We start from the raw sequence: 26,343 nt of genomic DNA, 5'->3' as shown, positions 1-26,343 counted from the left end.
CAGAAAATTTGTAGAAGTATGTCAAAAAATATTGACGATATGAAAGTACATTATATATGATAATGTCAGATAAGGTGAAATTTTAATGAGTAGGGCTTTATTTCCAACTAATTAAAGTTTCACTAATCGGGCGTTTAAGGGGACTACTCATTAGCGCAGGATGAAATGGAAATCTTGTCTCTAATAGAAGAAAAAAGGTATGTGGTTAGAGGCAAATAGAGTTTTATTTCATTATTTTTGGTAATTGTATAAGGGGGATTTTTTGTGAAAAAGTCAAAAAAAATGCTAGCTGGAGCAACTCTTGCTATTGGTGTAATAGCACCACAAGTGTTGCCAACAACAGCTCATGCGGATGAAAACAATGGGGAGAGTACGGTTAACTTACGAATTCTAGAAACATCAGATATTCACGTTAACTTAATGAATTACGATTATTATCAAACGAAAACAGATAATAAAGTAGGTCTCGTGCAAACGGCAACACTTGTTAATAAAGCACGTGAAGAAGCGAAGAACTCTGTCCTATTCGATGATGGGGATGCATTACAAGGGACACCGCTTGGAGATTATGTAGCGAATAAAATAAATGATCCGAAGAAGCCTGTGGATCCTAGTTATACACATCCATTATATCGTTTAATGAATTTAATGAAGTATGACGTCATCTCTCTTGGGAATCATGAATTTAACTACGGTTTAGACTATTTAAACAAAGTAATTAGTAAAACAGAGTTCCCAGTTATTAACTCGAACGTCTATAAAGATGATAAAGATAATAATGAAGAGAACGACCAAAATTACTTTAAACCATATCATGTTTTTGAAAAAGAAGTAGAAGATGAATCAGGGCAAAAACAAAAAGTGAAAATTGGCGTAATGGGATTTGTTCCACCTCAAGTTATGAACTGGGATAAAGCGAATTTAGAAGGAAAAGTGAAAGCGAAAGATATAGTTGAAACAGCGAAGAAAATGGTGCCAAAAATGAAAGCAGAAGGTGCAGATGTTATCGTTGCACTAGCGCATTCGGGCGTTGATAAGAGTGGATACAACGTTGGCATGGAAAACGCGTCGTATTATTTAACAGAAGTTCCTGGTGTAGATGCAGTATTAATGGGACATTCACATACTGAAGTGAAGGATGTATTTAATGGTGTTCCAGTTGTAATGCCTGGTGTCTTTGGAAGTAACTTAGGTATTATTGATATGCAATTGAAAAAGGTAAACGGAGAATGGGAAATACAAAAAGAGCAATCGAAGCCGCAACTTCGTCCGATTGCTGATAGTAAAGGGAAACCATTTGTACAATCTGATGAAAAATTAGTTAATGAAATTAAAGATGATCACCAAGCGACAATTGATTATGTGAATACAGCTGTAGGGAAAACGACAGCGCCAATTAATAGTTATTTCTCATTAGTACAAGATGATCCTTCTGTACAACTTGTAACAAATGCACAAAAATGGTATGTAGAAAAGTTATTTGCTGAAAATGGACAGTATAGCAAATATAAAGGAATTCCAGTTTTATCTGCAGGCGCACCATTTAAAGCAGGTGGCCGAAACGGTGCTACATATTATACGGATATTCCAGCTGGAACGTTAGCGATTAAAAACGTCGCAGATTTATATGTATATCCAAATACGTTATATGCTGTAAAAGTAAATGGTGCACAAGTGAAAGAATGGCTTGAAATGTCTGCAGGTCAGTTTAATCAAATTGATCCAAAGAAAACAGAAGAACAGCCGTTAGTAAATATAGGCTATCCTACATATAACTTCGATATTTTAGATGGCTTAAAATACGAAATTGATGTAACACAACCAACGAAATACGATAAAGATGGAAAAGTTGTAAATGCAAATACGAATCGTATTATAAATATGACATATGAAGGTAAGCCAGTAGCTGACAATCAAGAGTTCATCGTCGCTACAAATAACTATCGCGGAAGTAGCCAAACGTTCCCAGGTGTAAGTAAAGGAGAAGTTGTATACCAATCACAAGATGAAACACGTCAAATCATTGTGAAGTATATGCAAGAAACACCAGTTATTGATCCAGCAGCAGATAAAAATTGGACGTTTAAACCGATTGTTGCAGATAAATTACACACAACATTCGATTCTTCACCAAATGCACAAAAGTATATAAAGAAAGATGGGAAAATATCATATGTTGGACCATCTGAAAATGAATTTGCTAAATATGCAATTGATATAACGAAGAAGAACCATGATGATAAGGAAACTGGTGGAGAGAATCCAACGACACCGCCAACAGGTGAAGGGAATAATGGAGGAAATCCAACGACACCACCAACAGGTGAAGGGAATAATGGAGGAAATCCAACGACACCACCAACAGGTGAAGGCAGTAATGGAGAAAATCCAACGACACCACCAACAAATGAAGGTAATAATGGAAATAATGCAGGATCTGGACAAACTACAACGGATAATCAAAACTCAAAAGAAACAATAACTGTAAGTGAAAATAAAGAAGAACGTGATTTACCGAAAACAGGTACAAGTGTTGCTTCTACAATTGGAGCAGGTTTGGCGTTTGTTGGAGCGGGATTACTTCTGTTATTTAGAAGAAAGAAAGCAAATAAATAGTCGAGAAATATAAAAAAGGATTACCGATTTAGGTAATCCTTTTTAGTATATTATGAAATTGTTACTGCTTTTTCTTTCTTCCATGAAAGACCAAATCCAGTGAAACCAACAATAATTGTTAAGACTGGGCAAGCTAAACAGAAAATTGCATATGGAAGGTAATCGAATGTTGGAACGCTAAGGACGTTTGTTAAGAATACGCCACTTACACCCCATGGTACGAGCGGGTTAATAACTGTACCTGCATCTTCTAATACGCGTGATAAATTACGACGCTCTAAACCGACTTCATCGTATTTGTTAGCAAATGCTTGTCCTGTTAAAACGATTGATAAGTACTGCTCACCAAGTAAGAAGTTTACACCAATTGCAGTTGAAGCAGTAGAAATAATTAAGCGTGTGCTATTTTTTACAAAGCTAGAGATGATATTCATGAGCTGCGTGATAATACCCATTCCTTGTAATAATCCTCCCATACAAAGTGCTAGGAAAATAAGCGCAATCGACATCATCATGCTTTGTAGACCACCGCGAGATAGTAAGCTATCAATATCTTTAATCCCAGTTTTAGAAACGTAGCCGTCTTGCATGATTTTCATTAAATCAGCTAAAGAAGTGCTAGGTTTAAAAATAAAGAGAATAATAATTCCTACCACAATTCCTGCAAGCAATGTTGGGACTGCTGGAACTTTTTTAAATGCAAATAGGAACAGTAATAAAATTGGAATAAGTGTAACGATAGAAATCGTTGCATTTTTCTCTAATGTGCTAATAAAGTTTGTGAAGTCAACGTCTCCACTCGTACCGCTTCCTAAAATGAAAAATGCGATAAAAGCAATGATGAAAGCTGGAACTGTTGTCCAAAGCATGTTACGAATATGCTCAAATAAATCTACACCCGTTACAGCAGGAGCTAAGTTTGTTGTATCAGATAAAGGAGACATTTTATCTCCAAAGAATGCGCCAGAAATAATTGCACCAGCGATTAGAGCCGGATCGTATCCGAGAGCACTACCCATACCCATAAAGGCAAGTCCTACAGTTGCGGCAGTTGTAAAGGCGCTACCGATACTTGTTCCAACAATTGCACAAACTACAAAAACAGTTGGAACGAAAATTTTAGGAGATACAATCTGGAAGCCGTATACCATTAAAGTTGGAATTGTTCCAGCAGCGATCCAAACACTAATTAATACGCCTACCAGTAAGAAAATAAAAATAGATGGAATACCAGCTGAAATACTACTGATCATCCCTTTTTCCATAGTAGACCAAGAGATTTTTTTCATAAATCCAAATGCTAATAAAAGAACGATACCAAATAAAATTGGGATGTGTGGTGAAACTTCTAATTGGATAACACTAAAGCCAATACAGAAAAAGATAAATAATGTTAAAAGAACAGATTCAATTTTTGAAACCATTGTTTTTTCCTCCTAAGTAATCTAAAATAGCTCTTTTTTATATAAAATTCGCCAATATTGTTTATTTCCTTCTAAATTTTAGAATTTTGTGACAAATTACCGGTAATTGTTGATCCTTCAATATGATACGGAAATGATTGGATAAAAAAACGTCCCTGCATATAATTATGCAGGGACGAAGAAATCGCGGTACCACCCTAGCTTGTGAAATGAATGTATCACAAAATAAAGGGTCGTATGATATGCGCTAATAAAATAAAAACGCCCCTGCAATATATGCAGGGACGAAAAATTCGCGGTACCACCCTAAATTGTGAAACAGTTTCGTTTCACCACTCTTTAGATATAACGGTCTATAACCGTCTTTCACTACTCCTTACGTTTCGCAAAAGAAGCTCCAGGGGGTAATTCATAATTCGCTCTGTACTGGTTCGCACCGACCACCAGCTCTCTGAAATCAGAAACCGAAATACTACTAAATCCTATCAATGCCGATTCATATGATGTTAGTTAAATTTTTATCACATTTTCATCTTATATGTCAATAAAAATGTTCAATATTTTTTTAGGGAAATAAAGGTTAAATGTTTTTAATGTTCTAAATTTGTACGTTATAATGAATTTGAAAGGGGAGGAAAGAGTGAAGAAAAAAATAATTCTTTTTACCACCTTACTAGTCATTGGCGGAAGTGCTGGAATTTACACAGCTTTTGCAGCTGAATCAGAGCAGGCGAAACAAAAGCAAATACAGCAGTCAGAAGTGAAGAAAGTGAAAGAAGCTGAAGAGAAGAAGTCGATGGAAAAAGCAGCTGAGAAACTAGGAGTTTCTACTGAAGGGAAAACAAAAGAAGAGGTTACGAAAGAAGTGAATACTGCAAGATTTGAGAAGCGCCATGATTTATTAATTGAACATGCAAAACAACTTGGAATTGATACAGAAGGAAAAAAAGATGAAGAGATTATTTTAGAAATCGGAAAGATACAACACGGAAAGTAGAACAACTTATCGTATGATAAGTTGTTCTTTTTTAAGAACTATTTGATTTAAAAATAATTGACAGTCATTTAAATTTAATGTTAACTTTATTTATAAAATAGTTAACATTAGAGGTGGCAATTGTGACTGTTAATAGTAATACTACTGAAAAATCGTCTTATACATATGAAGAATTATCGGAGAAAAATAAAGCTTATGTATGGCATCCGTTTACACAAATGAAAGATTATTTAGAAGAAGATCCTGTCATTATTGAACGTGGAGAGGGAAGAAAGCTATACGATGTAAATGGAAATGAATATTGGGACGGTGTTTCATCTATTTGGTTAAATGTTCACGGACATCAAGTACCAGAACTAGATGAAGCAATTCGTGGGCAATTAAATAAAATTGCCCATTCTACTATGCTAGGACTTGCTAACGTTCCATCTATTTTATTAGCAGAAAAAATAATTGAAGTTGTGCCAGAAGGTTTGAAGAAAGTATTCTATTCAGACTCCGGTTCTAGCGCTGTTGAAATTGCAATTAAGATGGCCTTTCAATATTGGCAGCATAAAGGAAAACCAGAGAAACAAAGATTTGTTACATTAAAAGAAGCGTATCACGGTGATACAATTGGAGCTGTTTCAGTAGGAGCGATAGACTTGTTTCACCAAGTGTATAGTTCACTTTTATTTGAGGCAATTAAAATGCCGTATCCATATACATATCGTTCTCCTTATGGAAATAATAAGGAGGAAATTGTGAAAAGACATTTAGAGGAAATGGAAGAGCTGCTGAAAGAAAAGCATGAAGAAATTGCAGCAATTATTGTAGAACCTTTAATGCAAGGTGCTGGCGGTATGATTACAATGCCAAAAGGATACTTAAAAGGGCTACGTAATTTATGTACAAAATATAACATTTTATTTATTACAGATGAGGTAGCGACTGGATTTGGGCGTACCGGGAAAATGTTTGCATGTGAACATGAAAATGTAACGCCGGACATTTTAACAGCCGGAAAAGGTTTAACAGGTGGATATTTACCAGTTGCAATCACCGTAACGACAGATGAAATTTATAATACCTTTTTAGGAGACTATGAAGAACAAAAAACGTTTTTCCACGGTCATAGTTATACAGGGAATCCGTTAGGGTGTGCGGTAGCAATTGCGAATCTAGAACTATACGAGAAAACAAATTTAATAGAAGAAGTGGCACGTAAGACAGAATATGTGGCGACGCAATTAGAAGCGCTCTTTGCATATAAACATATAGGGGATATTCGTCAGTGCGGGTTAATGGTTGGAATTGAACTTGTGAAGAATAAGGAAACGAAAGAAGCGTTTGAATGGACAGAGAGAGTTGGTGTTCAAGTATGTAAACGCTCAAGAGAGCTGGGCATGATCTTGCGGCCGCTCGGTAATACGATTGTATTTATGCCTCCTCTTGCTTCTACAATGGATGAGATTGATGATATGTTACGTATTTTGTATAAAGCAATCTCGGATGTTACGGAGGGAGAATAATGAACGGTTTTTTTGTAACAGCAACGGATACTGAAGTGGGGAAAACTGTAGTTGCAGGTGCATTAGCAGGTGTATTTAGAGAATTGGGATATAACATAGGGGTATACAAACCGTTGCAAAGTGGACATGTTGCATCAAATCCAGAGGGAGATGCAGCAAGGTTAAAAGCATTATCAGGTGTACCGACAAAAGAAGATGAAATTTGCCCGTATTCTATTGAAGAACCTCTTGCTCCGAGACTTGCCATGAAAAGAGCTGGAAGAGTAGTACATTTAAAAGATATTATGGATCATTATAATGAACGATTGAAAGAGTTTAATAGCCTACTTGTAGAAGGAGCAGGCGGACTGGCTGTTCCGTACACAGAAGATGCTTTAGTAATTGATTTCGCAAAGGAATTAAAGCTTCCTCTTATTGTAGTAGCGCGTCCTACATTAGGAACAGTAAATCATACCGTTTTAACGATTGCTTATGCAAAGGCACATGGCTTAACAGTAGCAGGTGTAATTTTATCCGGCTGCAAAGAATGTGAAATGGAAAGAGTACAAGAAAATAAAGAAATGATTGAAGAGCTAAGTGGGGTACCGGTTTTAGGTTTATTACCATTCTTTGAAGGTGTGTTTACAAAAGAAGAAGTCTTGGAATCTGCAAAAGAGTATATAATGATTTCGAAATTAGAGGAGTTCATCCGAAATGAATCAAACGTGGCGCACACATCTTCAATCTAAATTGCAACAATTAAATGAGCAAGGGCAGTATCGCAATTTGCATGTAACAGAACAAGCAGAAGAGACATGGCTTATTCGAGATGAAAAAAGGATGCTAAATTTAGCGTCAAATAATTATTTAGGATTAGCTGGAGATGAGAGGTTAAAAGAAGCTGCTATAGCATGTACAAGAAAATATGGAACTGGGGCGACAGCATCAAGGCTCGTTGTAGGAAATTATTCACTGTATGAAGAGGTTGAGAGAAATATATGCGATTGGAAAGGAACTGAAAAAGCCTTAGTTGTAAATAGTGGATATACCGCAAATGTTGGAGTGATTTCTTCATTAGCCTGTCGTCACGATATTGTGTTTAGTGACAAATTAAATCACGCAAGCATCGTTGATGGAATTATATTAAGCGGGGCAGAGCATAAAAGATATCGTCATAATGATTTAGATCATTTAGAGAAGCTGTTGCAAGTAGCACCGCCAAAAAAGAAGAAATTAATCGTAACAGATACTGTTTTTAGTATGGATGGTGATACTGCATATGTAAGAGATTTAGTGCAAATGAAAGAGAAATACGGGGCAATTATGATAGTTGATGAAGCACATGCGAGTGGAATATATGGAATTGATGGAGCGGGGTTGTCTCATATAGAAAAAGATATTGCTCAAAACATTGATATACATATGGGGACGTTTAGCAAGGCTCTAGGGTGTTATGGTGCGTATTTGACAGGCGATGCAATTTATATAGAGTATTTACAAAATATGATGAGAAGCTTTATTTTTACTACTGCTTTACCACCAGGAATGTTAGGGGCGGTACAAAAAGCAATTGAAATTGTGAAAGAAGATAATGAAAGAAGAGAGAGACTTATAGAGAATGGAGCATATTTTAGGACACATTTGCAAGAAGCTGGTTTTGATATTGGGAATAGCTCAACTCATATTGTACCGATTGTAGTCGGTTCAAATGAAACAGCTTTACGGTTTAGTAGAAGGTTGCAAGAGGTAGGTATTGCAGCAATTGCAATTCGTCCACCAACGGTTCCAGTTAATAGTTCACGGGTCCGTTTTGCGGTTACGTCCCAACATACAATAGCTGATTTGAAATGGGCTATTCAGCATATTATACGCATTGGTAAAGAAGAGGGGTTTTTCGTATGAAAGAGCTAAAGATTATTTTTATTCCTGGGTGGGGAATGGAAGAAGGTGTTTGGACTTTAGTTCTGCCCTATTTTAAAGGATATTCTGTTCAATGTATCAATTGGCGTAATGTGAAAGAACAAAGTGAATTTGCGGGGCGAATAATAGATGTAGCAAAAGATGAAAATATAATTTTAGTTGGATGGTCACTAGGAGCGTTAGCAGCAGTTCAAGCTCATAAAAAGGTTAAGGCAAAAGGTATCGTACTAATTGGTGGTACTGCCAAATTTACAAATACGAGCGATTATACGAGTGGATGGAATGCGTTGCATGTAGAACGGCTGAAAAATAATTTAGCGAGAAAGAAAGAAGATACACTCAAGCGGTTTTATGAAAATATGTTTACAAAAGATGAGCTGAAAGAGAATAAAAGGTTTGAAGATATGATAAAACACTTTAAAGGTGATTCTATTCAGTCTTTACAATTAGGTTTGGAGTATTTAATAGAAGCAGATATGAGAGAAGAACTGAAAGAAATTAAAGTCCCTATACTACTTATTCACGGAGAGCAGGATGTAATTTGTCCATTGTCTGCAGCGCGTAGTATGGCTGAGAATGGTACTGCCGCGCTCAAGGTAGTAAGCGAGGCTGGACACGCATTATGTGTAACGAATTTCGAATATTGCGTAAATGAGATAATTCAATTTGTAGAGGGGATACGACATGATCAACAAAACGTTACTTCAAAAACGGTTTAACGTGGCAGCTGTATCCTACGATCAATATGCAAATGTACAAAAAGAGATGGCACATTCATTACTTTCTACATTGAATCGGCGATATAGTGCAAATTCAACGATACGTATTTTAGAACTTGGATGCGGGACAGGATATGTTACAGAGCAATTATCAAACTTATTTCCGAAAGCGCATATTACAGCCATTGATTTTGCTGAAAGTATGATTGAGGTTGCGAAAACTAGACAAAATGTGAAAAATGTAATGTTTTACTGTGAGGATATCGAAAGATTACGACTAGAAGGAACGTATGATGTTATTATTTCGAATGCTACATTTCAATGGCTAAATGATTTAAAACAAGTGATAAGAAATTTATTTCATCATTTGTCTATAGATGGGATATTCCTCTTTTCAACGTTTGGACATGAAACATTTCAAGAATTGCATGCTTCGTTCCAGCGGGCGAAAGAAGAAAAAAATATACAAAATGAAACATCGATTGGGCAACGTTTTTATTCGAAGAATCAGTTGCGCCATATATGTGAAATAGAAGCAGGGGATGTGCATGTTTCTGAAACATGTTACATAGAGAGATTTACAGAAGTTAGGGAGTTTCTACACTCTATTCGAAAAGTAGGAGCGACTAATAGTAATGAAGAATCCTATTGTCAAAGTCCCTCACTCTTTCGTGCGATGCTTCGCATATACGAAAGAGACTTCACGGGAAATGAAGGGATAATGGCGACGTATCACGCTTTATTTATGCATATAACAAAAGAGGGGAAGAGATGAAATGAAACAAGTACAAACAAAAAGGGATTGGAAAAAACTTGCATATGACGTAGTGGAAGAGAAAATGATTACGAAAGAGGATGCAATAGCGATATTAGAAGCTGATGAGACAGAAGTTTTAGAAATTATGAATGCTGCTTACATCATTCGCCATCATTACTTTGGTAAGAAAGTAAAATTAAATATGATTATTAATACGAAATCTGGATTATGTCCTGAAGATTGCGGATATTGTTCACAGTCTATTATTTCAGAGGCACCGATTGATAAATATGCATGGCTAACACAGGAAAAGATTGTAGAAGGAGCACACGAAGCAATTCGCCGTAAAGCGGGTACATATTGTATTGTAGCATCTGGTCGTCGCCCGACGGATAAAGAGGTGAATCACGTAATTGGAGCAGTTAAGGAGATTCGTGAAACGACAGATTTGAAGATTTGTTGTTGTTTAGGTTTCTTAAACGAAGATCAAGCAGGACGTTTAGCGGAAGCGGGTGTACATCGTTATAACCACAACTTAAATACACATGCAAATAATTACGATAGTATTTGCTCAACTCATACGTATGACGATCGTGTTGATACAGTTCAAAAAGCGAAACAAGCAGGTATTTCACCGTGCTCTGGGGCGATTTTTGGAATGGGGGAGACAATAGAAGAACGTGCTGAAATTGCATTTGAATTACAACGTATAGATGCAGATTCAATTCCATGTAATTTCCTTGTTGCTGTAAAGGGTACGCCGCTTGAAGGACAAAAAGAATTAACGCCGATAGAATGTTTAAAAGTACTGGCGATGATGCGTTTTGTAAACCCAACGAAAGAAATTCGCATTTCAGGAGGACGTGAAATCAATTTACGCTCTGTACAGCCAATCGGTTTATTTGCAGCAAACTCTATTTTTGTTGGAGATTACTTAACGACAGCTGGACAAGAACCGACTGCAGACTGGGGTATGATTGAAGATTTAGGGTTTGAGATTGAAGAATGTGCATTATAAGATAGATAAAAAGCAAACTTGTAAAAGAGTTTGCTTTTTTGTAAATAAAATGTAATAAATAGTTGTTAATGCTTGATACTATTGGTTTTTGAGCGAAAAAAAGAATTTTTGTGGACGAATTTTCCAAGCCCCAATTGTACATAGTAAATATGTAATTTATATTGGGTTGGAGGATTTTACATGCACAAATATATATTAGCGATTATGACTTGTCTAATTTTACTAAAAGCAATAAGTGCTGATCCAGTTAAGGCTGCCGAAAATCCTGAACAAAAAGAGATGCAACAACGAATTGAACAACATTTTCGAACGAAAGCTGAACATTTTGGATTGAAAACAGAAGGAAAAGATTTAAAGGAAGTACGAAAAGAAATTACTATTATAGAAGAAGCGAAGAAAAGAGAGAATGTATGGAGAACAGCACAAACGCTTCGTATACAAACAGAAGGAAAAACAATGGATGAATTAATAAAAGATGTACGGAAAAAAGTAAAAAAATAAAAAAGAGGCCGCAGCCTCTTTTTTATTTTTTATGCCCATTGTTTTGATAAGTGAGCCATTTCAATCGCAGCAACGGCGGATTCATAGCCTTTATTACCAGCTTTCGTGCCCGCGCGTTCAATCGCTTGCTCGATCGTTTCAGTCGTTAATACACCGAAAATAACTGGAATGTCTGTTTGTAGTGATAAAGATGCAACTCCTTTTGCTACTTCATTACAAACGTAATCGTAATGTGTTGTAGCACCACGAATTACAGTACCTAACGTAATTACAGCATCATACTTTCCGCTATTAGCCATCTTTTTAGCGATTAAAGGAATTTCGAATGCGCCAGGAACCCAAGCAACATCGATATCAGTTTCTTCTACACCGTGACGCTTTAATCCATCTAAAGCTCCGCCGAGTAACTTACTTGTAATAAATTCATTAAAACGTCCAACAACAACCCCAACTTTTAATCCTGTACCAACTAAATGACCTTCGAATACCATAATGAATCTCTCCCTTTATTATAAGTTTAGTAAATGTCCTAATTTGTTTACTTTCGTTTGTAAATACGTTTTATTATCTTCTTTTATTGGCATTTGCAATGGAACACGCTCGATTACTTCTAAATCGTAACCTTGTAAGCCAGCAATTTTTCGCGGGTTATTCGTTAATAATCGTAAATGTTGTAAACCTAAATCTTTTAAAATTTGAGCACCAATACCGTAATCACGCAAATCAGCTGGGAACCCAAGTTTTTCGTTTGCTTCTACAGTATCGAAGCCTTCTTCTTGTAACTTATAAGCGCGAAGTTTATTAAGAAGGCCAATGCCTCGTCCTTCTTGTCTCATATAGAGAAGAACGCCTTTTCCTTCACGCTCAATTTGAGCAAGCGCAGCATGGAGTTGTGGTCCGCAATCACAGCGGCAGGAGCCAAATACATCTCCTGTTAAGCACTCTGAATGAACGCGTACAAGTACAGGCTCTCCTGTTGAAATATCACCTTTTACGAGTGCGATATGTTCTTTCGTATCTAATGAATTAGAATAGCCAATTGCATGGAAAGTACCGAAATCTGTAGGTAATGTAATTTCCACTTCTCGCGTCACTAATGTTTCATGGTGGCGGCGATAAGCAATTAAATCTTCTATTGTAATCATTTTTATATCAAATTGTTTTGCACACTGTAGCAAATCGGGTACGCGTGCCATCGTACCGTCCCCATTGATAATCTCGCAAATGACTCCAGCTGGTTCTGCTCCGCAAAGTCTGGCTAAATCGACAGCAGCTTCTGTATGGCCAGCTCGGCGTAGGACACCGCCTTCTTTCGCGATTAATGGAAAGATATGTCCAGGACGATTGAAATCAGCACCTTTTGATGCAGGGTTTAATAATTCTTGTATCGTAGTTGCCCGTTCGTGAGCGCTAATTCCTGTTGTTGTAGAAACATGATCAATGCTCACTGTAAATGCAGTATGATGCGAATCTGTATTATGAGCTACCATTGGTTCTAAGTGTAGACGTTCTGCGTATTCTTCCGTAATCGGTACACAAACGAGACCACGCCCATGTGTAATCATAAAGTTAATCGTTTCTGGCGTAATATACTCTGCTAAAGCGATAAAGTCGCCTTCATTTTCACGGTTTTCGTCATCGCATACGATAACGACTTTTCCTTGTTTTAAATCTTCTAGAGCTTCTTCAATACGATGAAACATAATGCTTCCCCCTTATAGAAATCCGTTTTCTTGTAAAAAGCTTTCGCTCATTGAACCTGTTCGTTTTACAGGTTTAGAAATAAAGCTTTCGATATATTTACCGATCATGTCACATTCAATGTTTACGATGTCACCGGCATTCTTTTCTCCGATAACAGATTCACTTACTGTGTGCGGGATGAGTGAGATTGTGATGGAAGATTCGTCTATATCAAATATTGTTAAACTCGTTCCATCAACAGCAACGGATCCTTTATGCAAACAATAGCGCAGCAATTCATCAGCAATAGCTATTTTGTAATAGACGGCATTATAGTGTTGTTTTTTGTTTAATATCGTTCCAATGCCATCAATATGTCCTGAAACGAAATGTCCACCGAATCGTCCATTTGCAGCCATCGCCCGCTCTAAATTTACTTTAGAGCGTGGTTTAAGCATGCGAAGTGATGTTGATTGCATCGTTTCAGGCATTGCGTCCACTGTGAATGAAGTTGTTGTGAAACTCGTTACAGTTAAGCAAATACCGTTAACCGCGATACTATCACCTAAATGAACATCTGATAAAATTTTATTCGCATGGATCGTTAACTTCATCGCTTCTCCGCTTTGTTGCATGTTTGCAATCGTTCCTAATTCTTCTACAATTCCTGTAAACATTCCGTCACCTCACTTCGGGCCTTCGCAACGATTTTTATATCATCACCAATTTGTTTCATCTCTTGAATTTCTAAGGAAAGTGCATCTTGCAATGCTGCGAAACCATTTCCTCCAAATAAAGTAGGGGCATCTTTCCCGCCAATTAATTTGGGGCTTATATAAGTTACAATTTCATTGAAATGCTTTGTTTGTAAGAAGCTTGCATGAACTGTTTGGCCTCCTTCAACGAATAGAGAAAGAATTTGCTTCTCTCCAAGAAAGAAAAGGAGGTCCTCAATTTCAATTTGCTTCGTTTGCATTTGGAATATAGCTATATTTTCAGATTCATAAGAAGCTATTTTCTCTTTATTTACATCCTTACCGACAAAAATCCATGTCGGTGCTAAACCATCTGTTATGACATGAGAAGATGGTGGTGTTCGTAAATGGGTATCTAAAATGATGCGTATAGGATGTTTACCCCCGTTAGGAATTCTTGTCGTTAAATGCGGATTATCAGCTATAACTGTATTTACTCCAACGAGAATCGCATCATGTGTATGGCGATATTGGTGAACATCAGCTCGTGCTTCTTCACCTGTAATCCACTTACTTTCACCAGTGACAGTTGCTGTTTTTCCATCTAAGCTCATCGCTGTTTTTATTGTTACAAATGGACGTTTCGTTTTCATGTAGTGAAAAAAGAAACGATTTAATAAGGTGGCTTCTGTTTCAAGAACACCGGTAGTTACTTCGATGCCAGCTTCTTCTAATCTCCTTTTTCCAGTACCAGAAACGAGAGGATTGCAATCAAGAGTAGCAATTACAACCCGTTTGACTCCTTTTTTGATGAGCAATTCACAACAAGGTGGTGTTTTTCCAAAATGGCTACACGGTTCAAGTGTTACATAAACGGTAGCTCCTTTTGCTTTTTTACCAGCCATATGAAGAGCGTGAACTTCTGCGTGTTCTTCACCTGCGCGTAAATGAGCGCCAATACCGACGATGTTTCCATCTTTTACAACAACAGCACCAACCATAGGATTTGGACTTGTTTGTCCGGATGTTCCTTCTGCTAACTGCAGGGTAATCCTCATATATTCTTGATCTGTCATTTTCTTCACCTCTCCTGAAAAAATCAAAAAACCCCAAGGATTTTATATCCTTGGGGTTTGGGAGACGTGATTTCTAGAAATATAGTTCGAATACGAAAGTATAGGAAAGAAACCTAACGATGATTGATATTTTGGCATAAGGAAAAAACCTAGCAAAATATCAAATTTTTCAAACGCTAGTCGTATCTTTTTATTTCAGTATAGAAACATAAGTATACAAAATAAAACATATATAAAGATTCAAAATGAAACTTTAAAAATATGCATACTGAAATAAAAGTGTATTCGCTATATAAAATTACTAGAAAACATATCCTTCTCCCATCCAGACTATACTGTCGGCCCTAGAGTTTCACTAGATCCACCGTTTTCGTGTTGAAAACGGGTCACGGACTTAGAAGTTTGCACTTCATCACCGCCGGTTGGGAATTTCACCCGACCCCGAAGGATGTTGTTTGCTCAAATTATAGCACAAAAAAGACAAAAGGCTAGTAAAAAATATTCGAATGTGAAGAATTGTGTGAAAATATATGTAAGTTGGAATGAGGACAAAAGTATGAGGAATGTTGTAAGGAAAAGGGGGGACGAGAGTTAATGAAAAGAAAAAACATGCACAAAAAAATGTGCATGTCACATGTGAAATTATTCTGCCTCTGGTGCTCTAACAACAGACTCGAATTTCCCTTTATGCGAAGCATCGCAATAAGGCATATTTTTTGATAAACCACAACGGCATAAAGAAAATGCCGGTTTTGCTGGGAATACATTCCCCTGTGAATCGACTAATTCCACGTCCCCTGTAACACGAAAAGAGCCATTATCATTTACTTTAATTTGTACTTTCGCCAACGCTATCCCTCCTTCCCAAACGCTTAATTTCATCATATAATTAAGAGAAGTACTTGACAATATCAAATGAGCACTTTCTTTACGAGAGAAGAGAGTGTTATAATGTTTTTTATAACTGACTAGAGTAAGGTGACGAGAGATGGATAAACAATTACATACATTACGAAACATTGCAAATGAGCGCACGTGGGCATCATTTTTGAATGATAATCATCCATATAGTTTGTTACATTGGTCCATTGCAGGTGTAGGGCAAGAGGCAAAGGATGTTTGGTTACTTCAAGATGAAGTAACATTTCAAACGACAGAATTTCCAACGTTAGATGATGCAATGCAATGGATTTCTGAAAATATGGAACAAGTTACAGACGTTTTAGCGCAGTAAAAAAACAGGCTTATGCAAGCCTGTTTTTTGTTTCTTTTACATATGAGTTTAAAAAATGATCGACGGCTGCTTCATACTCTTCTTTATTTTCGTTATAAGAGCAAGCGTGTGCACCGCGTTCTGCAATATAAAGTTGTTTATTGTTTTCTTTTGCTTCATATAGTGCTTTCGTCATATCAGCTAAAATATAATCATCATCTTTACTATGAATAAAGAGGACAGGATTGTTAATATTTTTTATACAATCGATTGGTGAAATTTCGCGAATCGTATAACCGTCACGCACTTTTAAAAAAGCATTTGCTAAAGGTAATAAAGGCCATTTAGGTAAATGGAATTCAACCTTTAAACGGTGTTGTAATTGTCCGTAGAAATCAGAAAAAGGACAATCTGCAATATAGAAATCAGCACCATCTTCTACAAGTCCTGCGTATTGAAGAAGTGTTGCAGCTCCCATAGATTCACCATGAATACCGAGTGTTATATTTGTTCCAAAGCGACTTTTTAGCCAGTCAACTACAGATTTTAAATCATGTTTTTCATAGTATCCATAGCTTGTTGTTTTTCCGCCAGTTTTACCATGACGACGATGATCATAAATAACGACATTATACCCTCTGTTTAAAAATAACCTTGCATATTTTACAGAGTTCATTTTATTTACAGTTACGCCGTGACAAAAAATCATAAACTTATTGGAATGACCAGCAGGGATGTAATATCCGTGAAGATCATATCCGAATTGCGAAGGAATATGAATTTCTTCTTTATGAAGAGCATCAAAATCCTCTAAACGAAAATGTTTTTTCGTTTCTCTTTCGAGTACTTCTTCCTCTGTTTTTTTCTTTAAGTACATCACTTTATTTGTAAAGAAAATCCCAAGGGCAGTTATCGCACCTAGTATAGTAAACAATGCTGCAAAAAAACGTTTCATACTTTACCTCATCCTCCAAATACCGTTACATGTGATACACTTACATTGTATCACAATGATAGAAAAGGGGAGAAATAGGAAATGGTGTATATACAAAAAATTACGCCAGCGATGAAAGAAACAATCCGAATGTTCATGTGTGAGAACTGGGGGAGTTCATTGATGGTTTCACGTGGTAAGGGGCATCAGTTAGAAGAGTTGCCAGGATTTGTTGCGCTCTCAGATGACAGAATAATCGGAATTATAACGTATGAAGTGATCGGAAATATGTGTGAAATTGTATCTTTAGATAGCTTTGAAGAAAGAAAAGGAATAGGGACGAAACTTGTAGATTGTGTATTACAAGTTGCAGAAGAAGAACGGTGCGGGCAGGTTTGGCTCATAACCACAAATGATAATATAAATGCGTTACGTTTTTACCAAAAACGTAATTTTGTGATGACTAATTTATATGTGAATGCAGTGGAAGAGGCACGAAAAATAAAGAAAGAAATTCCGCGTATCGGATATGATAACATCCCAATTTTACATGAAATACAGTTGGAGTATCGTTTAATAAATTGATGTAACAATTTTCAGAAATATAAGTTATTAATCTTGACGAATATTGTAATTTAGGTTACCGTAAAATTGTAATCTATTACCATATTAAGGGGTGACGATGTGGCAACTATACGTGATGTTGCAAAATTGGCAGGTGTTTCAGTCGCAACCGTTTCACGAGTTATTAATGAAAAAGGATACGTTCATGAGGACACAGTAAAACAAGTAAAGGAAGCAATTGAGGAATTACGTTATAGGCCAAATAGTGCAGCAAAGCCATTATTTAAAGAGAATTCAACGATAATTGCATTACTTGTAGATAATCTATATGACCCATCAAACATCACTTTGCTACATTGTATTGAGGAAATAGCATATAAAGAAGGATATCAAATCATTGTTTGTAATATAGAGAATAAAGATAGATACATACATATGTTGAAGGAAAATAACGTTGCAGGTGTTATTTTAACAAAATCAGTTTTTAAAAGTATAGGAGAAATGCCACTTCCGTTTGCTGTGATTGATGAAAAAAAATCCGATGCAAATTATTATGAAAGTGGACAAAGAACGGCTTCTTTATTAAAAGAAAAAGGCTGTCAATTTCTTGCTTATTTCGATGAGGGAGAAGATAGTGAAGAAATGGAAGAGCACATATCAGGATTTTTAGACGCTGTTTGGGAGGAAGGGATCTCTTATCGAGAAGTATGTGTACAAGGGTATACGAATAAACAGTTTATTACATTCTTGCAAACTTACCCGTATATAGATGGAATTGTAACTTCAAGTGAAAAGGTTACTTTTGAGTTAATTCAAGCAGCGAAAAATTTCAATATCCGTATACCCGATAAGTTGAAAATTATTGGACCGAACGGGAGCATAGACAGTGAATGGATAGGCCCGTCACTCATGAAATTTGAAAGTTGTGCCGAAGAAAATGGGAAAATAGCTTTACAACAATTAAAAGAAAAAATAAAAAAGTAAAAGGTGCGTATAAAACGCACCTTTTATAATGTAATTGCGGCAATAAATCCGAATATAAGTAGCGGTATATTATAATGCAGAAAAGTTGGTACACATGTATCCCATATATGATGGTGTTGACCATCAGCATTTAAACCAGATGTTGGTCCAAGTGTACTATCTGATGCTGGTGATCCTGCATCGCCTAGTGCTCCGGCTGTACCGATAATTGCAATTGTGGCCATTGGACTAAATCCGAGCTGCATGCAAAGGGGTACAAAAATTGTTGTTAAAATAGGGATGGTTGAAAAGGATGAACCAATTCCCATCGTAACGAGAAGTCCAATCACAAGCATAAGAAATGCAGCGAGTGGTTTGTTATTTCCAATTATATGTGCACTTGTTTGCACAAGAGATTCAACATGTCCTGTTTTTCGAAGAACAGCGCCAAATCCAGCGGCAGCGATCATAACAAAACCGATAAAGGACATCATGCGCATTCCGCTTGTTAATATCGCATCTGCTTCTTTAAGAGGTAGACTACCACTTACTGATAAGACGATAATCCCTGCTAAAGCACCGAAAATCATTGATTCTGTTGCTAATTGAACAGTTAATGTGGCTATGATAGATAACAATCCGAAAGTAATGCTACGTTTTGTATAGGGAACGATTTCATTTGCGGTAGTATGAACTTGTTCCGTTTCATACGTACGAGGTTTCCGGTACGTAATGAATACCGCTACACATAATCCAATAATCATACCGATTGCTGGAATAGTCATTGCTTTTGGAATAAGTGTGACATCAAATGTAAGACCACTTTGCGCAGCATTTGTTTGCAATACGTCATGATAAATTTTTCCGAACCCTGCTGGAATCCACATATAAGGAGTAATCAATCCGAATGTAATAATACATGTAACAAGTCTGCGATCCACTTTCAGCTCATTTAATACTTTTAAAAGTGCTGGAATTAAGATAGGGATGAAAGCGATATGAACAGGAATCACATTTTGTGAGAAACAAGCCATCGTTAAAATGATGAATAAAATAAGTATTTTAGAATAAACTTGTTTTTTCGTGTCTTGTTCATTGCCAATCCATTTTAGTGCAGTTTGAATCATGGCATCTGGAAGTCCTGTTTTGGAAAGGGAAATAGCGAAACCGCCAAGCATTGCATAACTTAAAGCGATTGGAGCACTGTTTCCAAGACCGGTTGTAAAAGTGTTAATAGTTTCTGAAATACCGAGTCCACCGATAATTCCGCCTGTTAAAGCTCCAACAATGATGGCGACAATGACCTGGACACGTAACAAACTAAGCAATAGCATAACTGCTACTGCGATGAGTACAGCATTCATAATAAATGTAATCTCCCTAAAATTTTATTGTGCTAAGGCAAGTAAATATGAAGCACTTTGCTATATTTATACATAGTTGCGACATATTATTATAAATTGTTTTCTATGAAATGTAAAAGAGCCTTTTGTCACTAATGCTGAAAAGCTAGCTCTTGTTTAATTGATTGTAAAGAATTGGCGAATAATTCTGGTTCTTCTAAATCAGGAGAATGTGCTGAATTTGGGAACCAAATCATTTTTTTTATGGGGGCTTCTATCACATCACAATATTCCTGAACGAGAGCATAAGGAGTTTGATAATCATAGCGACCAGAACAAAAATAAACCGGAATAGATAAGCTTGAAATAGAAGAAAAGAAATCGATTGTCAACATTTCTTCCCATAAAACGCCAGATTTTAAATTTCCTGCGAGAAACTTGAACCAATCTAATAGCGTATATTCAGGAGAAAAGAAGCCTTTTCGTATGAAAGAAAAGGAAGATCCGTTTTGGATTGCTCCGCCGAATGTGCCAAGCCACTTTCTTTGAATAATAAGGCGTCTCGTATCTAAAAATGGTGGTTTGCCTAATTTTAAAAGGGACGCTAATGCTTTTTTATGATCATGTTTTTTTGCAGAACGAATTAAATGCTGATATAGCAATTCTTCGTTTTGTTTCATATGTACAATCTGCCCAATACCGATGTAAGCCTCGATATACTGTGGATATTGATGTGCTATGTTAAGCCCAATAATGCTTCCCCAAGAATGACCTGCGAGAAATAGTTTCTGTTTATTGAACTTTTTAAGTACATATTGAATCACTTCTTTTGCATCGGAAACGAATTGTTCGATTGTAAAATTTGCTCCGAAATCTTTCATTGAAAAGGATTTACCTGCCCCGCGCTGATCCCAATTAATAACGATGAAGTGTTTCTCCAATTCTATTTGAAAATGACGAATAAATCCAATTTGTGCCATGCCAGGTCCGCCATGACAGCATAATAAAATTGGCTGCTCTATGTTTTGCCCGCGCATAAGGAGAGTTTGTTTTTGATTATGAATCATAACGCTTTCCATCGTAGCAATACTATTAGGAATGAGTTGTTTATTTTCATTATAAAACTGTGGGGTATAGCTACGAAAAAGCATATGGAAAACCTCCTTTTCTGAAATCGTATGAATCGCACAGGCTATTCGTTTTGCATATACTGTTAGAAAATCATTGTAACATACCATACTAGTGTCATTTCAACACGGGAGGAGGGAAATTGTGACGATTGGAGAAATTATAGATTGCTTAAATAGACGTGAATCCATCGCTATTATAGCAAAACGTCTTGAAATAAGCCCATATACATTATCAAAGAAATTACGATTGATTGGATACGAATATGATGGAGAACAGAAGAAACGTATTTTTGTAGGAGATGGAGAAGAACCGCGTCACTTACAACTCCAAGAAGCGACAGCCCTTCAATATGCGACAACGGATTATCAATTATTAATTTATGAGCAATTACAAAGTATTTATGAGTTATTAAGAAAGAGAGAAGAAGTAATTGTGCCTATTATGAGTATAAGTACAGAGAAAAAGAAACGTACCTTTTCTATTAATAAAGAAATATTAGCAAAACTAGACGTTATATCAGAAGCGAAAGGAATTCAAAAATCTAAACTTGTAGAAGAGGCGTTACAACAATTTTTACAACAATATGATTTTAACAAAACATCACATTTTGATAACTAAAGAAAAGGATACTATGTTCATTGTAAGAACGAGTATCCTTTTTAGGTTTTACTAATATTGTGGATTAAGTAAGTAATAAGTGCGTATCCTTTACAATAAAAATCTGGATCGCATATTAGGGAAATACTTAATTTACCTTTTGAATTCTTCCATCAATAACTGGCTGAATTGGTTCTTTTAATTGTTTTACGTAATCGACTAGCGCTTCAAAGTCGTTTGGACCAGTTTCTGAATTCTTCCCATTTTTAAATGACACGAATCCGTCACCGCCAGAAGCTAAGAAAGCATTCGCAACTACGTTATACGTTTTAGATGGAGATAACTCTTCACCATTTGTTAAGCGTATATTCGTAACCTTTTCACCGTTTGGTTTATTTGCATCCCACGTATATTGAATACCTGAAATTTGAAGCATTCTTGTTGTACCTTTTTGCCATTGCTGATTTAAAATGTCGCGAATATCTTGACCTGTTAAATCTACTTTAATCAATTGATTTCCAAAAGGCTGAATGCCATATAATTCGCCCCAAGTAATATCGCCAGCATCTAAGTCATTACGAATGCCACCAGGATTCATAAGTGCGATTTGAGCTTGCATCGTTTGACGCTGTGCGTCGGCAATTAAATTCCCAAGAGTAGATTCACCAGCATCATTTTGTTTACGGTCGATAGGTGCTGTAGATTTTCCTACAACTTCATTTACAAGTGGTGCAATTTTTTCTTTATATTGATCTATTTTTTGTTTTACTTGTTTATCAGGTTCCACACCTTCATGATATGTTGTGATGACTTCAGCTTTTTTCTTTACAATATCTTTTGTTTTACGATCAATTGTTACATCTACGTCTGAGAAAGCTGTTCCATAAGAGTTCGCTTGGACGATTAGTTTATTATTTACAGTACCATTTACATACGTGTGACTATGCCCACCGAAAATAACATCAACCTCTGGATCCGTTTCATTTGCAATTCGAGTAAGGTCTCCATTTGTCACGCCAGACTCATCAGTTGTTCCGCCGACATGGGCAAGGACGACGATGGATTTAACACCGAGACGCTTTAATTGTTGCGTTGATTTATTAATTGCTTCTACTTCGTCAGTGATTTGTACATTTTTAAGCATAGTAGGCATCACGACATTTGGTGTATCAGTTGTAACAACGCCAATGAATCCTACAGGAACACCATCTACCATTTTTACAGTAAATGGTGGTAAAAATAAGCGACCAGTTGACTTGTTATAGAAGTTAGCAGCGACATAAGGGAAGTTAGCACCTTTGAAATTCCCTGTTTTCTCGTGATATCCACCGTAAATGAGGCGTTTCATTTCATCGATACCTTCATCAAATTCATGGTTTCCGATTGTACCAACATCAAACTTTAAGTCATTTAAAAATTCAATCGTCGGTTCGTCTTGTAACAATGCTGAAACTGGTGGACTAGCTCCGACAATATCGCCCGCATGTACGAGAAGTGTATTCGGGTTTTGCTTTTTCCGTTCTTTTAAATAAGTAGCTAAGTAATCAGCGCCACCGGCTTCTTTGTTATTAATTTTTTTAACCGTATCTAGTTGTCCATGGAAATCATTAATACCAAGCATTTGTACGTCTACGTAGCGATTTTGTTCAGCTGGAGTCTGGGATGGGGGAGCGGCAAATACGCTTGAAAAAGTTATGGTGCTTAAAACGGCAACAGCAGGAATGATTTTTTTCCACATAATTCATTTCTCCTTTTTTTATAATCTGACATCATACGACATAATTTTAATAGATTCATAGGATTATATCTATATAAAAATTTAGTTTTTTCGAAAAATTAACATATTTACAAAAAGTGAATAATAGAGTAATGAACCTTTTTTATTGTCGAGTTCATTGTGTATCTACTATAATGGAGAAAAAAGTAAAAGGTGAGTAGCATGAAGAAAAAGAAACAAAGACAAGTGCAAAGACAATCGCAAGTGAATAATCCAGAGAAAGAGTTGCTTACATTAGGCGATCAATTAAATGATTCACTCATGCAGCAATTAAAGAATAAGAAGAAAGAATTGCAAGTGAGAGAAGAAGAAAAAGAGGCAGCTGAACTGGAAAGAAAGCGTCGAGAACAAAAAGAACGTGAAAAGAATAAATCATTTGAAGAACTGTTAAGTGAAAGTAGCCTTACTTGGAAAGACTTTAAATAATATAAAAAATGATCAGTGCATACCGCTGATCATTTTTTTGACGAGCTTGTAAGAAAAGGGGAGTTTTAATGAGAAAAATTGTAGTCGTTCCGCATGAAAATCATTGGAATGAAAAATTTCAAATAGAGGCCGAACGATTAAAATCGGCGATGCCAGAAATGGTGAAAGTCCATCATATTGGAAGTACATCAGTACCAGGACTGGCAGCTAAACCAATTATAGATATGATTATGGAAGTAGAGAGTATCGACAGAGTAGATCATTGGAATGAACGTTTTGAAGAGCTTGGTTATATCGTAAAAGGGGAAAATGGTATTTCAAGACGTCGTTATTTTATTCATGGAACGGAGGAAAAACGCTCGTATCACTTACACGTTTTTGAAAAAGGAAATCCTGAGATAGTAAGGCATTTAGCGTTTCGTGATTATATGATGGCTCATTGTGAAGAAGCAGAGGCATATGCAACCTTAAAGAAAGAATTAGCCGAAAAATATACATATGATGGCACGTTATATACGGAAGGAAAAAATGAGTTCGTGCGTAGTGTTGATGAAAAAGCAAAAGAATGGAGAGAAGGAAATATGGATAATTGAGTTTGCGTTTTCGTGTATAAAATTATTATGTAAACTGTACATATGTTTTGACTTTTTGGTTGAATCTTGTTGAAATAAAGTGGTGGCTTATAAAAAATGTAAGAATGAAAGGGAGACGACTGTGCACATTCCAACAACTACACTTCATAATGGCGTAAAAATGCCGATGATTGGTCTAGGCGTTTATAAAGCGAAAGAAGGCGACGAAGTAAAACAAGCAGTAAAAACAGCGTTAGAAGTTGGATACCGTTCGATTGATACGGCAACTGTATATGAAAATGAAAGCGGTGTCGGAGAAGCGGTTCGTGAATCAGGGATTCCGAGAGAAGACATATTTATTACAACAAAAGTTTGGAACGACGATCAAGGATACGAGGAAACACTTGAGGCGTTTGAAAAAAGCTTAAAGAAATTACAAATGGACTATGTAGATTTATATTTAATACATTGGCCAATAAGAGGAAAGTATGTCGACACGTACCGAGCGCTAGAAAAACTGTATGAAGAAGGTAAAGTGCGCGCGATTGGTGTTTCAAATTTTCATAAACATCATTTAGAACTGTTATTACCAAATTGTAAAGTGAAGCCGATGGTCAACCAAGTGGAACTTCATCCGATGTTAGCGCAATTTGAATTGCGTAATTTCTGTCAAGGTGAGCAAATTCAAATGGAAGCATGGAGCCCATTAATGAGAGGCGGGGAAGTATTCGAGAACCCAATTATTCAGGCCATTGCTACGAAATATGAAAAAACACCTGCACAAGTTATATTAAGATGGGAGATTCAGAGCGGGGTAGTGACGATTCCTAAATCTGTTACACCATCACGTATTAAAGAGAATTTTTCTATCTTCGATTTTTCACTAACAGAAGAAGAGATGACTCAAATTAATACGTTAAATCGTAATTTACATGTAGGAACGAATCCGGATAAATATGATACGCTATAAAAAGACGCTACCAGTATGGTAGCGTCTTTTTAACGATGTAAAGCGTAAGTATCACATTTAGCAATTTGCTGAAGTTGTATATATTGAGCTGTTGTTAACTGTGTTTGTTTACTAGCCTGGGCATTCTCTTTCAATTGTTGGATAGAGCTTGCACCAGGTATAACAGCTGCAACAGTTTCGTTATGTAAGCAATATTGAATAGCTGTTCCTGTTAAAGAGCTTTCTCCGATTATTTCTTTTACATTCGCGAGTGTCGCATATAATTCATCGTAAGAATAAGAAAGGTAATTCTTTTCTTTTACTCTTTCTATCTTTCTTGCATTATTGTCAGTTAAAATTCCTTTTGCAAGTGGCCCGCGAGCAATAATGCTAATTTGATGTTCATTTAGAAGCGGGAACCATTCTTCAGGGCGACGATTTAAAAGGCTATATTCCATTAGTACACTAACGATATTGGAACGTTTTGCATACTCACGGATGACATTTGGACGTATAGAAGAAATACCGTAATGGCGAATGATACCTTCTTTTTTTAATTCTTCAAAGGCTTCAATTGTTTCATCTATTGGATCTTCAATTGTCCCGCCGTGAAGTTGATAAAGATCAATATAATCAGTTTGAAGTCTACGTAAACTTTCTTTCACTTCAGCCTTTATGTAATTTTTAGAAGGATCCCAAGACCACCCGTTTTTTTCTTCTGTCCATCGATTTCCAACTTTTGTTGTAAGAATAATTTGGTCTCGTTTCCCTTTTAATGTTTTTCCAACAAATTCTTCATTTAATCCATAATCATATAAATCTGCTGTATCAAAAAAATTGATTCCTAAATCGATTGCTTCATCGATAATACGCATAGCTTCTGTTTCAGATGTACCGAGAGACATACAGCCAAGTCCCATTTCTGTCACAAACAAATCTGAGTTTCCTAATTGACGTTTTTTCATAGGTCAACCTCCT

Annotated in this window: 27 protein-coding genes, 1 riboswitch and 1 other annotated feature; of the genes, 16 read left to right on the top strand and 11 right to left on the bottom strand. The window is 36.3% G+C overall.

Annotated elements, in window-relative coordinates:
- Positions 1 to 264 precede the first annotated feature (264 nt).
- Complete coding sequence (gene cpdB / locus J0835_RS20210; protein ID WP_144536345.1) at positions 265 to 2,616, top strand: bifunctional 2',3'-cyclic-nucleotide 2'-phosphodiesterase/3'-nucleotidase; 2,352 nt, start codon at positions 265 to 267, stop codon at positions 2,614 to 2,616.
- 50 nt (positions 2,617 to 2,666) lie between these two features.
- Here the strand turns inward: cpdB and nhaC are convergent, their stop codons facing one another.
- Complete coding sequence (gene nhaC, locus J0835_RS20205) at positions 2,667 to 4,040, bottom strand: Na+/H+ antiporter NhaC (RefSeq protein WP_061672343.1); 1,374 nt, start codon at positions 4,038 to 4,040, stop codon at positions 2,667 to 2,669.
- Positions 4,041 to 4,317: 277 nt separating this feature from the next.
- Positions 4,318 to 4,538: a binding site (T-box leader), on the bottom strand.
- A gap of 142 nt (positions 4,539 to 4,680) precedes the next feature.
- Between nhaC and J0835_RS20200 the strand changes: the two genes are divergently transcribed.
- The 8 genes from J0835_RS20200 (at position 4,681) to J0835_RS20165 (ending at position 11,442) form a co-directional block, all read left to right on the top strand.
- Positions 4,681 to 5,037, top strand: a complete 357-nt coding sequence (locus J0835_RS20200; protein ID WP_140386884.1) for a hypothetical protein — start codon at positions 4,681 to 4,683, stop codon at positions 5,035 to 5,037.
- 122 nt (positions 5,038 to 5,159) lie between these two features.
- On the top strand, positions 5,160 to 6,548 hold the full coding sequence (gene bioA, locus J0835_RS20195; protein ID WP_087981807.1) for an adenosylmethionine--8-amino-7-oxononanoate transaminase: 1,389 nt from the start codon (positions 5,160 to 5,162) through the stop codon (positions 6,546 to 6,548).
- The gene (gene bioD / locus J0835_RS20190; protein WP_087981806.1) at positions 6,548 to 7,276 is read left to right on the top strand and encodes an ATP-dependent dethiobiotin synthetase BioD; all 729 of its coding nucleotides are present in this window, start codon (positions 6,548 to 6,550) and stop codon (positions 7,274 to 7,276) included. The genes bioA and bioD overlap by 1 nt, the downstream gene beginning before the upstream one ends.
- Positions 7,242 to 8,429, top strand: a complete 1,188-nt coding sequence (gene bioF / locus J0835_RS20185) for an 8-amino-7-oxononanoate synthase (protein WP_087981805.1) — start codon at positions 7,242 to 7,244, stop codon at positions 8,427 to 8,429. Before bioD ends, bioF begins: the two co-directional genes overlap by 35 nt.
- On the top strand, positions 8,426 to 9,166 hold the full coding sequence (locus J0835_RS20180; protein WP_087981804.1) for an alpha/beta fold hydrolase: 741 nt from the start codon (positions 8,426 to 8,428) through the stop codon (positions 9,164 to 9,166). The genes bioF and J0835_RS20180 overlap by 4 nt, the downstream gene beginning before the upstream one ends.
- Positions 9,132 to 9,941, top strand: a complete 810-nt coding sequence (bioC, locus tag J0835_RS20175; protein WP_087981803.1) for a malonyl-ACP O-methyltransferase BioC — start codon at positions 9,132 to 9,134, stop codon at positions 9,939 to 9,941. The genes J0835_RS20180 and bioC overlap by 35 nt, the downstream gene beginning before the upstream one ends.
- Position 9,942: 1 nt before the next feature.
- Positions 9,943 to 10,941 (top strand): biotin synthase, encoded by a 999-nt coding sequence (gene bioB / locus J0835_RS20170; RefSeq protein WP_087981802.1) that lies wholly within the window; start codon positions 9,943 to 9,945, stop codon positions 10,939 to 10,941.
- 180 nt (positions 10,942 to 11,121) lie between these two features.
- Entirely contained in the window at positions 11,122 to 11,442 is a 321-nt protein-coding gene (locus tag J0835_RS20165) for a hypothetical protein (protein WP_000549778.1), read from the top strand.
- A gap of 29 nt (positions 11,443 to 11,471) precedes the next feature.
- Here the strand turns inward: J0835_RS20165 and ribH are convergent, their stop codons facing one another.
- The 5 genes from ribH to J0835_RS20140 all read right to left on the bottom strand — a co-directional run bounded on the left by ribH (position 11,472) and on the right by J0835_RS20140 (position 15,745).
- Positions 11,472 to 11,933: a 6,7-dimethyl-8-ribityllumazine synthase gene (gene ribH, locus J0835_RS20160; RefSeq protein WP_000230900.1), complete on the bottom strand. Its 462-nt coding sequence runs from the start codon at positions 11,931 to 11,933 to the stop codon at positions 11,472 to 11,474.
- An 18-nt stretch (positions 11,934 to 11,951) separates the two neighbouring features.
- On the bottom strand, positions 11,952 to 13,145 hold the full coding sequence (gene ribBA / locus J0835_RS20155; RefSeq protein ID WP_087981801.1) for a bifunctional 3,4-dihydroxy-2-butanone 4-phosphate synthase/GTP cyclohydrolase II: 1,194 nt from the start codon (positions 13,143 to 13,145) through the stop codon (positions 11,952 to 11,954).
- 12 nt (positions 13,146 to 13,157) lie between these two features.
- Positions 13,158 to 13,802 (bottom strand): riboflavin synthase subunit alpha, encoded by a 645-nt coding sequence (ribE, locus tag J0835_RS20150; protein WP_087981800.1) that lies wholly within the window; start codon positions 13,800 to 13,802, stop codon positions 13,158 to 13,160.
- A complete protein-coding gene (gene ribD / locus J0835_RS20145; protein ID WP_087981799.1) occupies positions 13,784 to 14,896 on the bottom strand; it encodes a bifunctional diaminohydroxyphosphoribosylaminopyrimidine deaminase/5-amino-6-(5-phosphoribosylamino)uracil reductase RibD in 1,113 nt (370 codons plus the stop codon). The genes ribE and ribD overlap by 19 nt, the downstream gene beginning before the upstream one ends.
- 309 nt (positions 14,897 to 15,205) lie before the next feature.
- Positions 15,206 to 15,349, bottom strand: a riboswitch (FMN riboswitch).
- A 189-nt stretch (positions 15,350 to 15,538) separates the two neighbouring features.
- Positions 15,539 to 15,745, bottom strand: coding sequence for a CDGSH iron-sulfur domain-containing protein (locus J0835_RS20140; RefSeq protein WP_001151582.1), 207 nt, complete (start codon positions 15,743 to 15,745; stop codon positions 15,539 to 15,541).
- 139 nt (positions 15,746 to 15,884) lie between these two features.
- Between J0835_RS20140 and J0835_RS20135 the strand changes: the two genes are divergently transcribed.
- Positions 15,885 to 16,130, top strand: coding sequence for a DUF2552 family protein (locus tag J0835_RS20135; protein WP_000360793.1), 246 nt, complete (start codon positions 15,885 to 15,887; stop codon positions 16,128 to 16,130).
- Positions 16,131 to 16,140: 10 nt separating this feature from the next.
- Here J0835_RS20135 and J0835_RS20130 read toward each other — a convergent pair whose 3' ends face one another.
- Positions 16,141 to 17,064, bottom strand: coding sequence for an alpha/beta hydrolase (locus J0835_RS20130; protein WP_087981797.1), 924 nt, complete (start codon positions 17,062 to 17,064; stop codon positions 16,141 to 16,143).
- A gap of 81 nt (positions 17,065 to 17,145) precedes the next feature.
- Between J0835_RS20130 and J0835_RS20125 the strand changes: the two genes are divergently transcribed.
- Positions 17,146 to 17,628, top strand: coding sequence for a GNAT family N-acetyltransferase (locus tag J0835_RS20125; protein WP_087981796.1), 483 nt, complete (start codon positions 17,146 to 17,148; stop codon positions 17,626 to 17,628).
- A 99-nt stretch (positions 17,629 to 17,727) separates the two neighbouring features.
- The gene (locus tag J0835_RS20120) at positions 17,728 to 18,591 is read left to right on the top strand and encodes a LacI family DNA-binding transcriptional regulator (protein WP_087981795.1); all 864 of its coding nucleotides are present in this window, start codon (positions 17,728 to 17,730) and stop codon (positions 18,589 to 18,591) included.
- A gap of 23 nt (positions 18,592 to 18,614) precedes the next feature.
- On the opposite strand, the gene J0835_RS20115 is transcribed toward J0835_RS20120, so the two are convergent.
- Entirely contained in the window at positions 18,615 to 19,934 is a 1,320-nt protein-coding gene (locus J0835_RS20115) for a Na+/H+ antiporter family protein (protein WP_087981794.1), read from the bottom strand.
- Positions 19,935 to 20,065: 131 nt separating this feature from the next.
- Positions 20,066 to 21,064 carry an alpha/beta fold hydrolase gene (locus J0835_RS20110; protein ID WP_087981793.1) on the bottom strand — a complete coding sequence of 333 codons (999 nt, stop codon included), beginning with the start codon at positions 21,062 to 21,064 and terminating at the stop codon, positions 20,066 to 20,068.
- Positions 21,065 to 21,185: 121 nt separating this feature from the next.
- On the opposite strand from J0835_RS20110, the gene J0835_RS20105 reads away from it, so the two are divergent.
- Complete coding sequence (locus J0835_RS20105) at positions 21,186 to 21,662, top strand: ribbon-helix-helix domain-containing protein (protein ID WP_060488345.1); 477 nt, start codon at positions 21,186 to 21,188, stop codon at positions 21,660 to 21,662.
- 127 nt (positions 21,663 to 21,789) lie between these two features.
- On the opposite strand, the gene J0835_RS20100 is transcribed toward J0835_RS20105, so the two are convergent.
- Positions 21,790 to 23,379, bottom strand: a complete 1,590-nt coding sequence (locus J0835_RS20100; RefSeq protein WP_087981792.1) for a bifunctional metallophosphatase/5'-nucleotidase — start codon at positions 23,377 to 23,379, stop codon at positions 21,790 to 21,792.
- A gap of 201 nt (positions 23,380 to 23,580) precedes the next feature.
- On the opposite strand from J0835_RS20100, the gene J0835_RS20095 reads away from it, so the two are divergent.
- From J0835_RS20095 to J0835_RS20085, 3 genes are all read left to right on the top strand, one after another.
- Positions 23,581 to 23,844, top strand: coding sequence for a YqkE family protein (locus J0835_RS20095; protein WP_087981791.1), 264 nt, complete (start codon positions 23,581 to 23,583; stop codon positions 23,842 to 23,844).
- Between the two features lie 68 nt (positions 23,845 to 23,912).
- On the top strand, positions 23,913 to 24,437 hold the full coding sequence (locus J0835_RS20090; protein WP_087981790.1) for a GrpB family protein: 525 nt from the start codon (positions 23,913 to 23,915) through the stop codon (positions 24,435 to 24,437).
- A gap of 121 nt (positions 24,438 to 24,558) precedes the next feature.
- Entirely contained in the window at positions 24,559 to 25,386 is an 828-nt protein-coding gene (locus tag J0835_RS20085; protein WP_087981789.1) for an aldo/keto reductase, read from the top strand.
- A gap of 29 nt (positions 25,387 to 25,415) precedes the next feature.
- Here J0835_RS20085 and lolS read toward each other — a convergent pair whose 3' ends face one another.
- Positions 25,416 to 26,330, bottom strand: coding sequence for an aldo/keto reductase (gene lolS, locus J0835_RS20080; RefSeq protein WP_087981788.1), 915 nt, complete (start codon positions 26,328 to 26,330; stop codon positions 25,416 to 25,418).
- Positions 26,331 to 26,343: the final 13 nt, after the last annotated feature.

The sequence above is a fragment of the Bacillus cereus group sp. Sample62 genome (assembly GCF_036851315.1).
In the GTDB taxonomy this organism is placed as follows: domain Bacteria; phylum Bacillota; class Bacilli; order Bacillales; family Bacillaceae_G; genus Bacillus_A; species Bacillus_A wiedmannii.
Note: the sequence above shows the minus strand (reverse complement) of the source record. Positions and strands in the feature narration are given on the sequence as shown.

What these genes read in the sequence shown, in the direction of transcription:
- nhaC (WP_061672343.1), bottom strand. Translation starts at nt 4,040, where the DNA reads ATGGTTTCAAAAATTGAATCTGTTCTTTTAACATTATTTATCTTTTTC.
- bioD (WP_087981806.1), top strand. Translation starts at nt 6,548, where the DNA reads ATGAACGGTTTTTTTGTAACAGCAACGGATACTGAAGTGGGGAAAACT.
- bioF (WP_087981805.1), top strand. Translation starts at nt 7,242, where the DNA reads ATGAATCAAACGTGGCGCACACATCTTCAATCTAAATTGCAACAATTA.
- J0835_RS20180 (WP_087981804.1), top strand. Translation starts at nt 8,426, where the DNA reads ATGAAAGAGCTAAAGATTATTTTTATTCCTGGGTGGGGAATGGAAGAA.
- bioC (WP_087981803.1), top strand. Translation starts at nt 9,132, where the DNA reads ATGATCAACAAAACGTTACTTCAAAAACGGTTTAACGTGGCAGCTGTA.
- bioB (WP_087981802.1), top strand. Translation starts at nt 9,943, where the DNA reads ATGAAACAAGTACAAACAAAAAGGGATTGGAAAAAACTTGCATATGAC.
- J0835_RS20165 (WP_000549778.1), top strand. Translation starts at nt 11,122, where the DNA reads ATGCACAAATATATATTAGCGATTATGACTTGTCTAATTTTACTAAAA.
- ribH (WP_000230900.1), bottom strand. Translation starts at nt 11,933, where the DNA reads ATGGTATTCGAAGGTCATTTAGTTGGTACAGGATTAAAAGTTGGGGTT.
- ribBA (WP_087981801.1), bottom strand. Translation starts at nt 13,145, where the DNA reads ATGTTTCATCGTATTGAAGAAGCTCTAGAAGATTTAAAACAAGGAAAA.
- ribE (WP_087981800.1), bottom strand. Translation starts at nt 13,802, where the DNA reads ATGTTTACAGGAATTGTAGAAGAATTAGGAACGATTGCAAACATGCAA.
- ribD (WP_087981799.1), bottom strand. Translation starts at nt 14,896, where the DNA reads ATGACAGATCAAGAATATATGAGGATTACCCTGCAGTTAGCAGAAGGA.
- J0835_RS20135 (WP_000360793.1), top strand. Translation starts at nt 15,885, where the DNA reads ATGGATAAACAATTACATACATTACGAAACATTGCAAATGAGCGCACG.
- J0835_RS20130 (WP_087981797.1), bottom strand. Translation starts at nt 17,064, where the DNA reads ATGAAACGTTTTTTTGCAGCATTGTTTACTATACTAGGTGCGATAACT.
- J0835_RS20125 (WP_087981796.1), top strand. Translation starts at nt 17,146, where the DNA reads ATGGTGTATATACAAAAAATTACGCCAGCGATGAAAGAAACAATCCGA.
- J0835_RS20115 (WP_087981794.1), bottom strand. Translation starts at nt 19,934, where the DNA reads ATGAATGCTGTACTCATCGCAGTAGCAGTTATGCTATTGCTTAGTTTG.
- J0835_RS20110 (WP_087981793.1), bottom strand. Translation starts at nt 21,064, where the DNA reads ATGCTTTTTCGTAGCTATACCCCACAGTTTTATAATGAAAATAAACAA.
- J0835_RS20100 (WP_087981792.1), bottom strand. Translation starts at nt 23,379, where the DNA reads ATGTGGAAAAAAATCATTCCTGCTGTTGCCGTTTTAAGCACCATAACT.
- J0835_RS20095 (WP_087981791.1), top strand. Translation starts at nt 23,581, where the DNA reads ATGAAGAAAAAGAAACAAAGACAAGTGCAAAGACAATCGCAAGTGAAT.
- J0835_RS20090 (WP_087981790.1), top strand. Translation starts at nt 23,913, where the DNA reads ATGAGAAAAATTGTAGTCGTTCCGCATGAAAATCATTGGAATGAAAAA.
- lolS (WP_087981788.1), bottom strand. Translation starts at nt 26,330, where the DNA reads ATGAAAAAACGTCAATTAGGAAACTCAGATTTGTTTGTGACAGAAATG.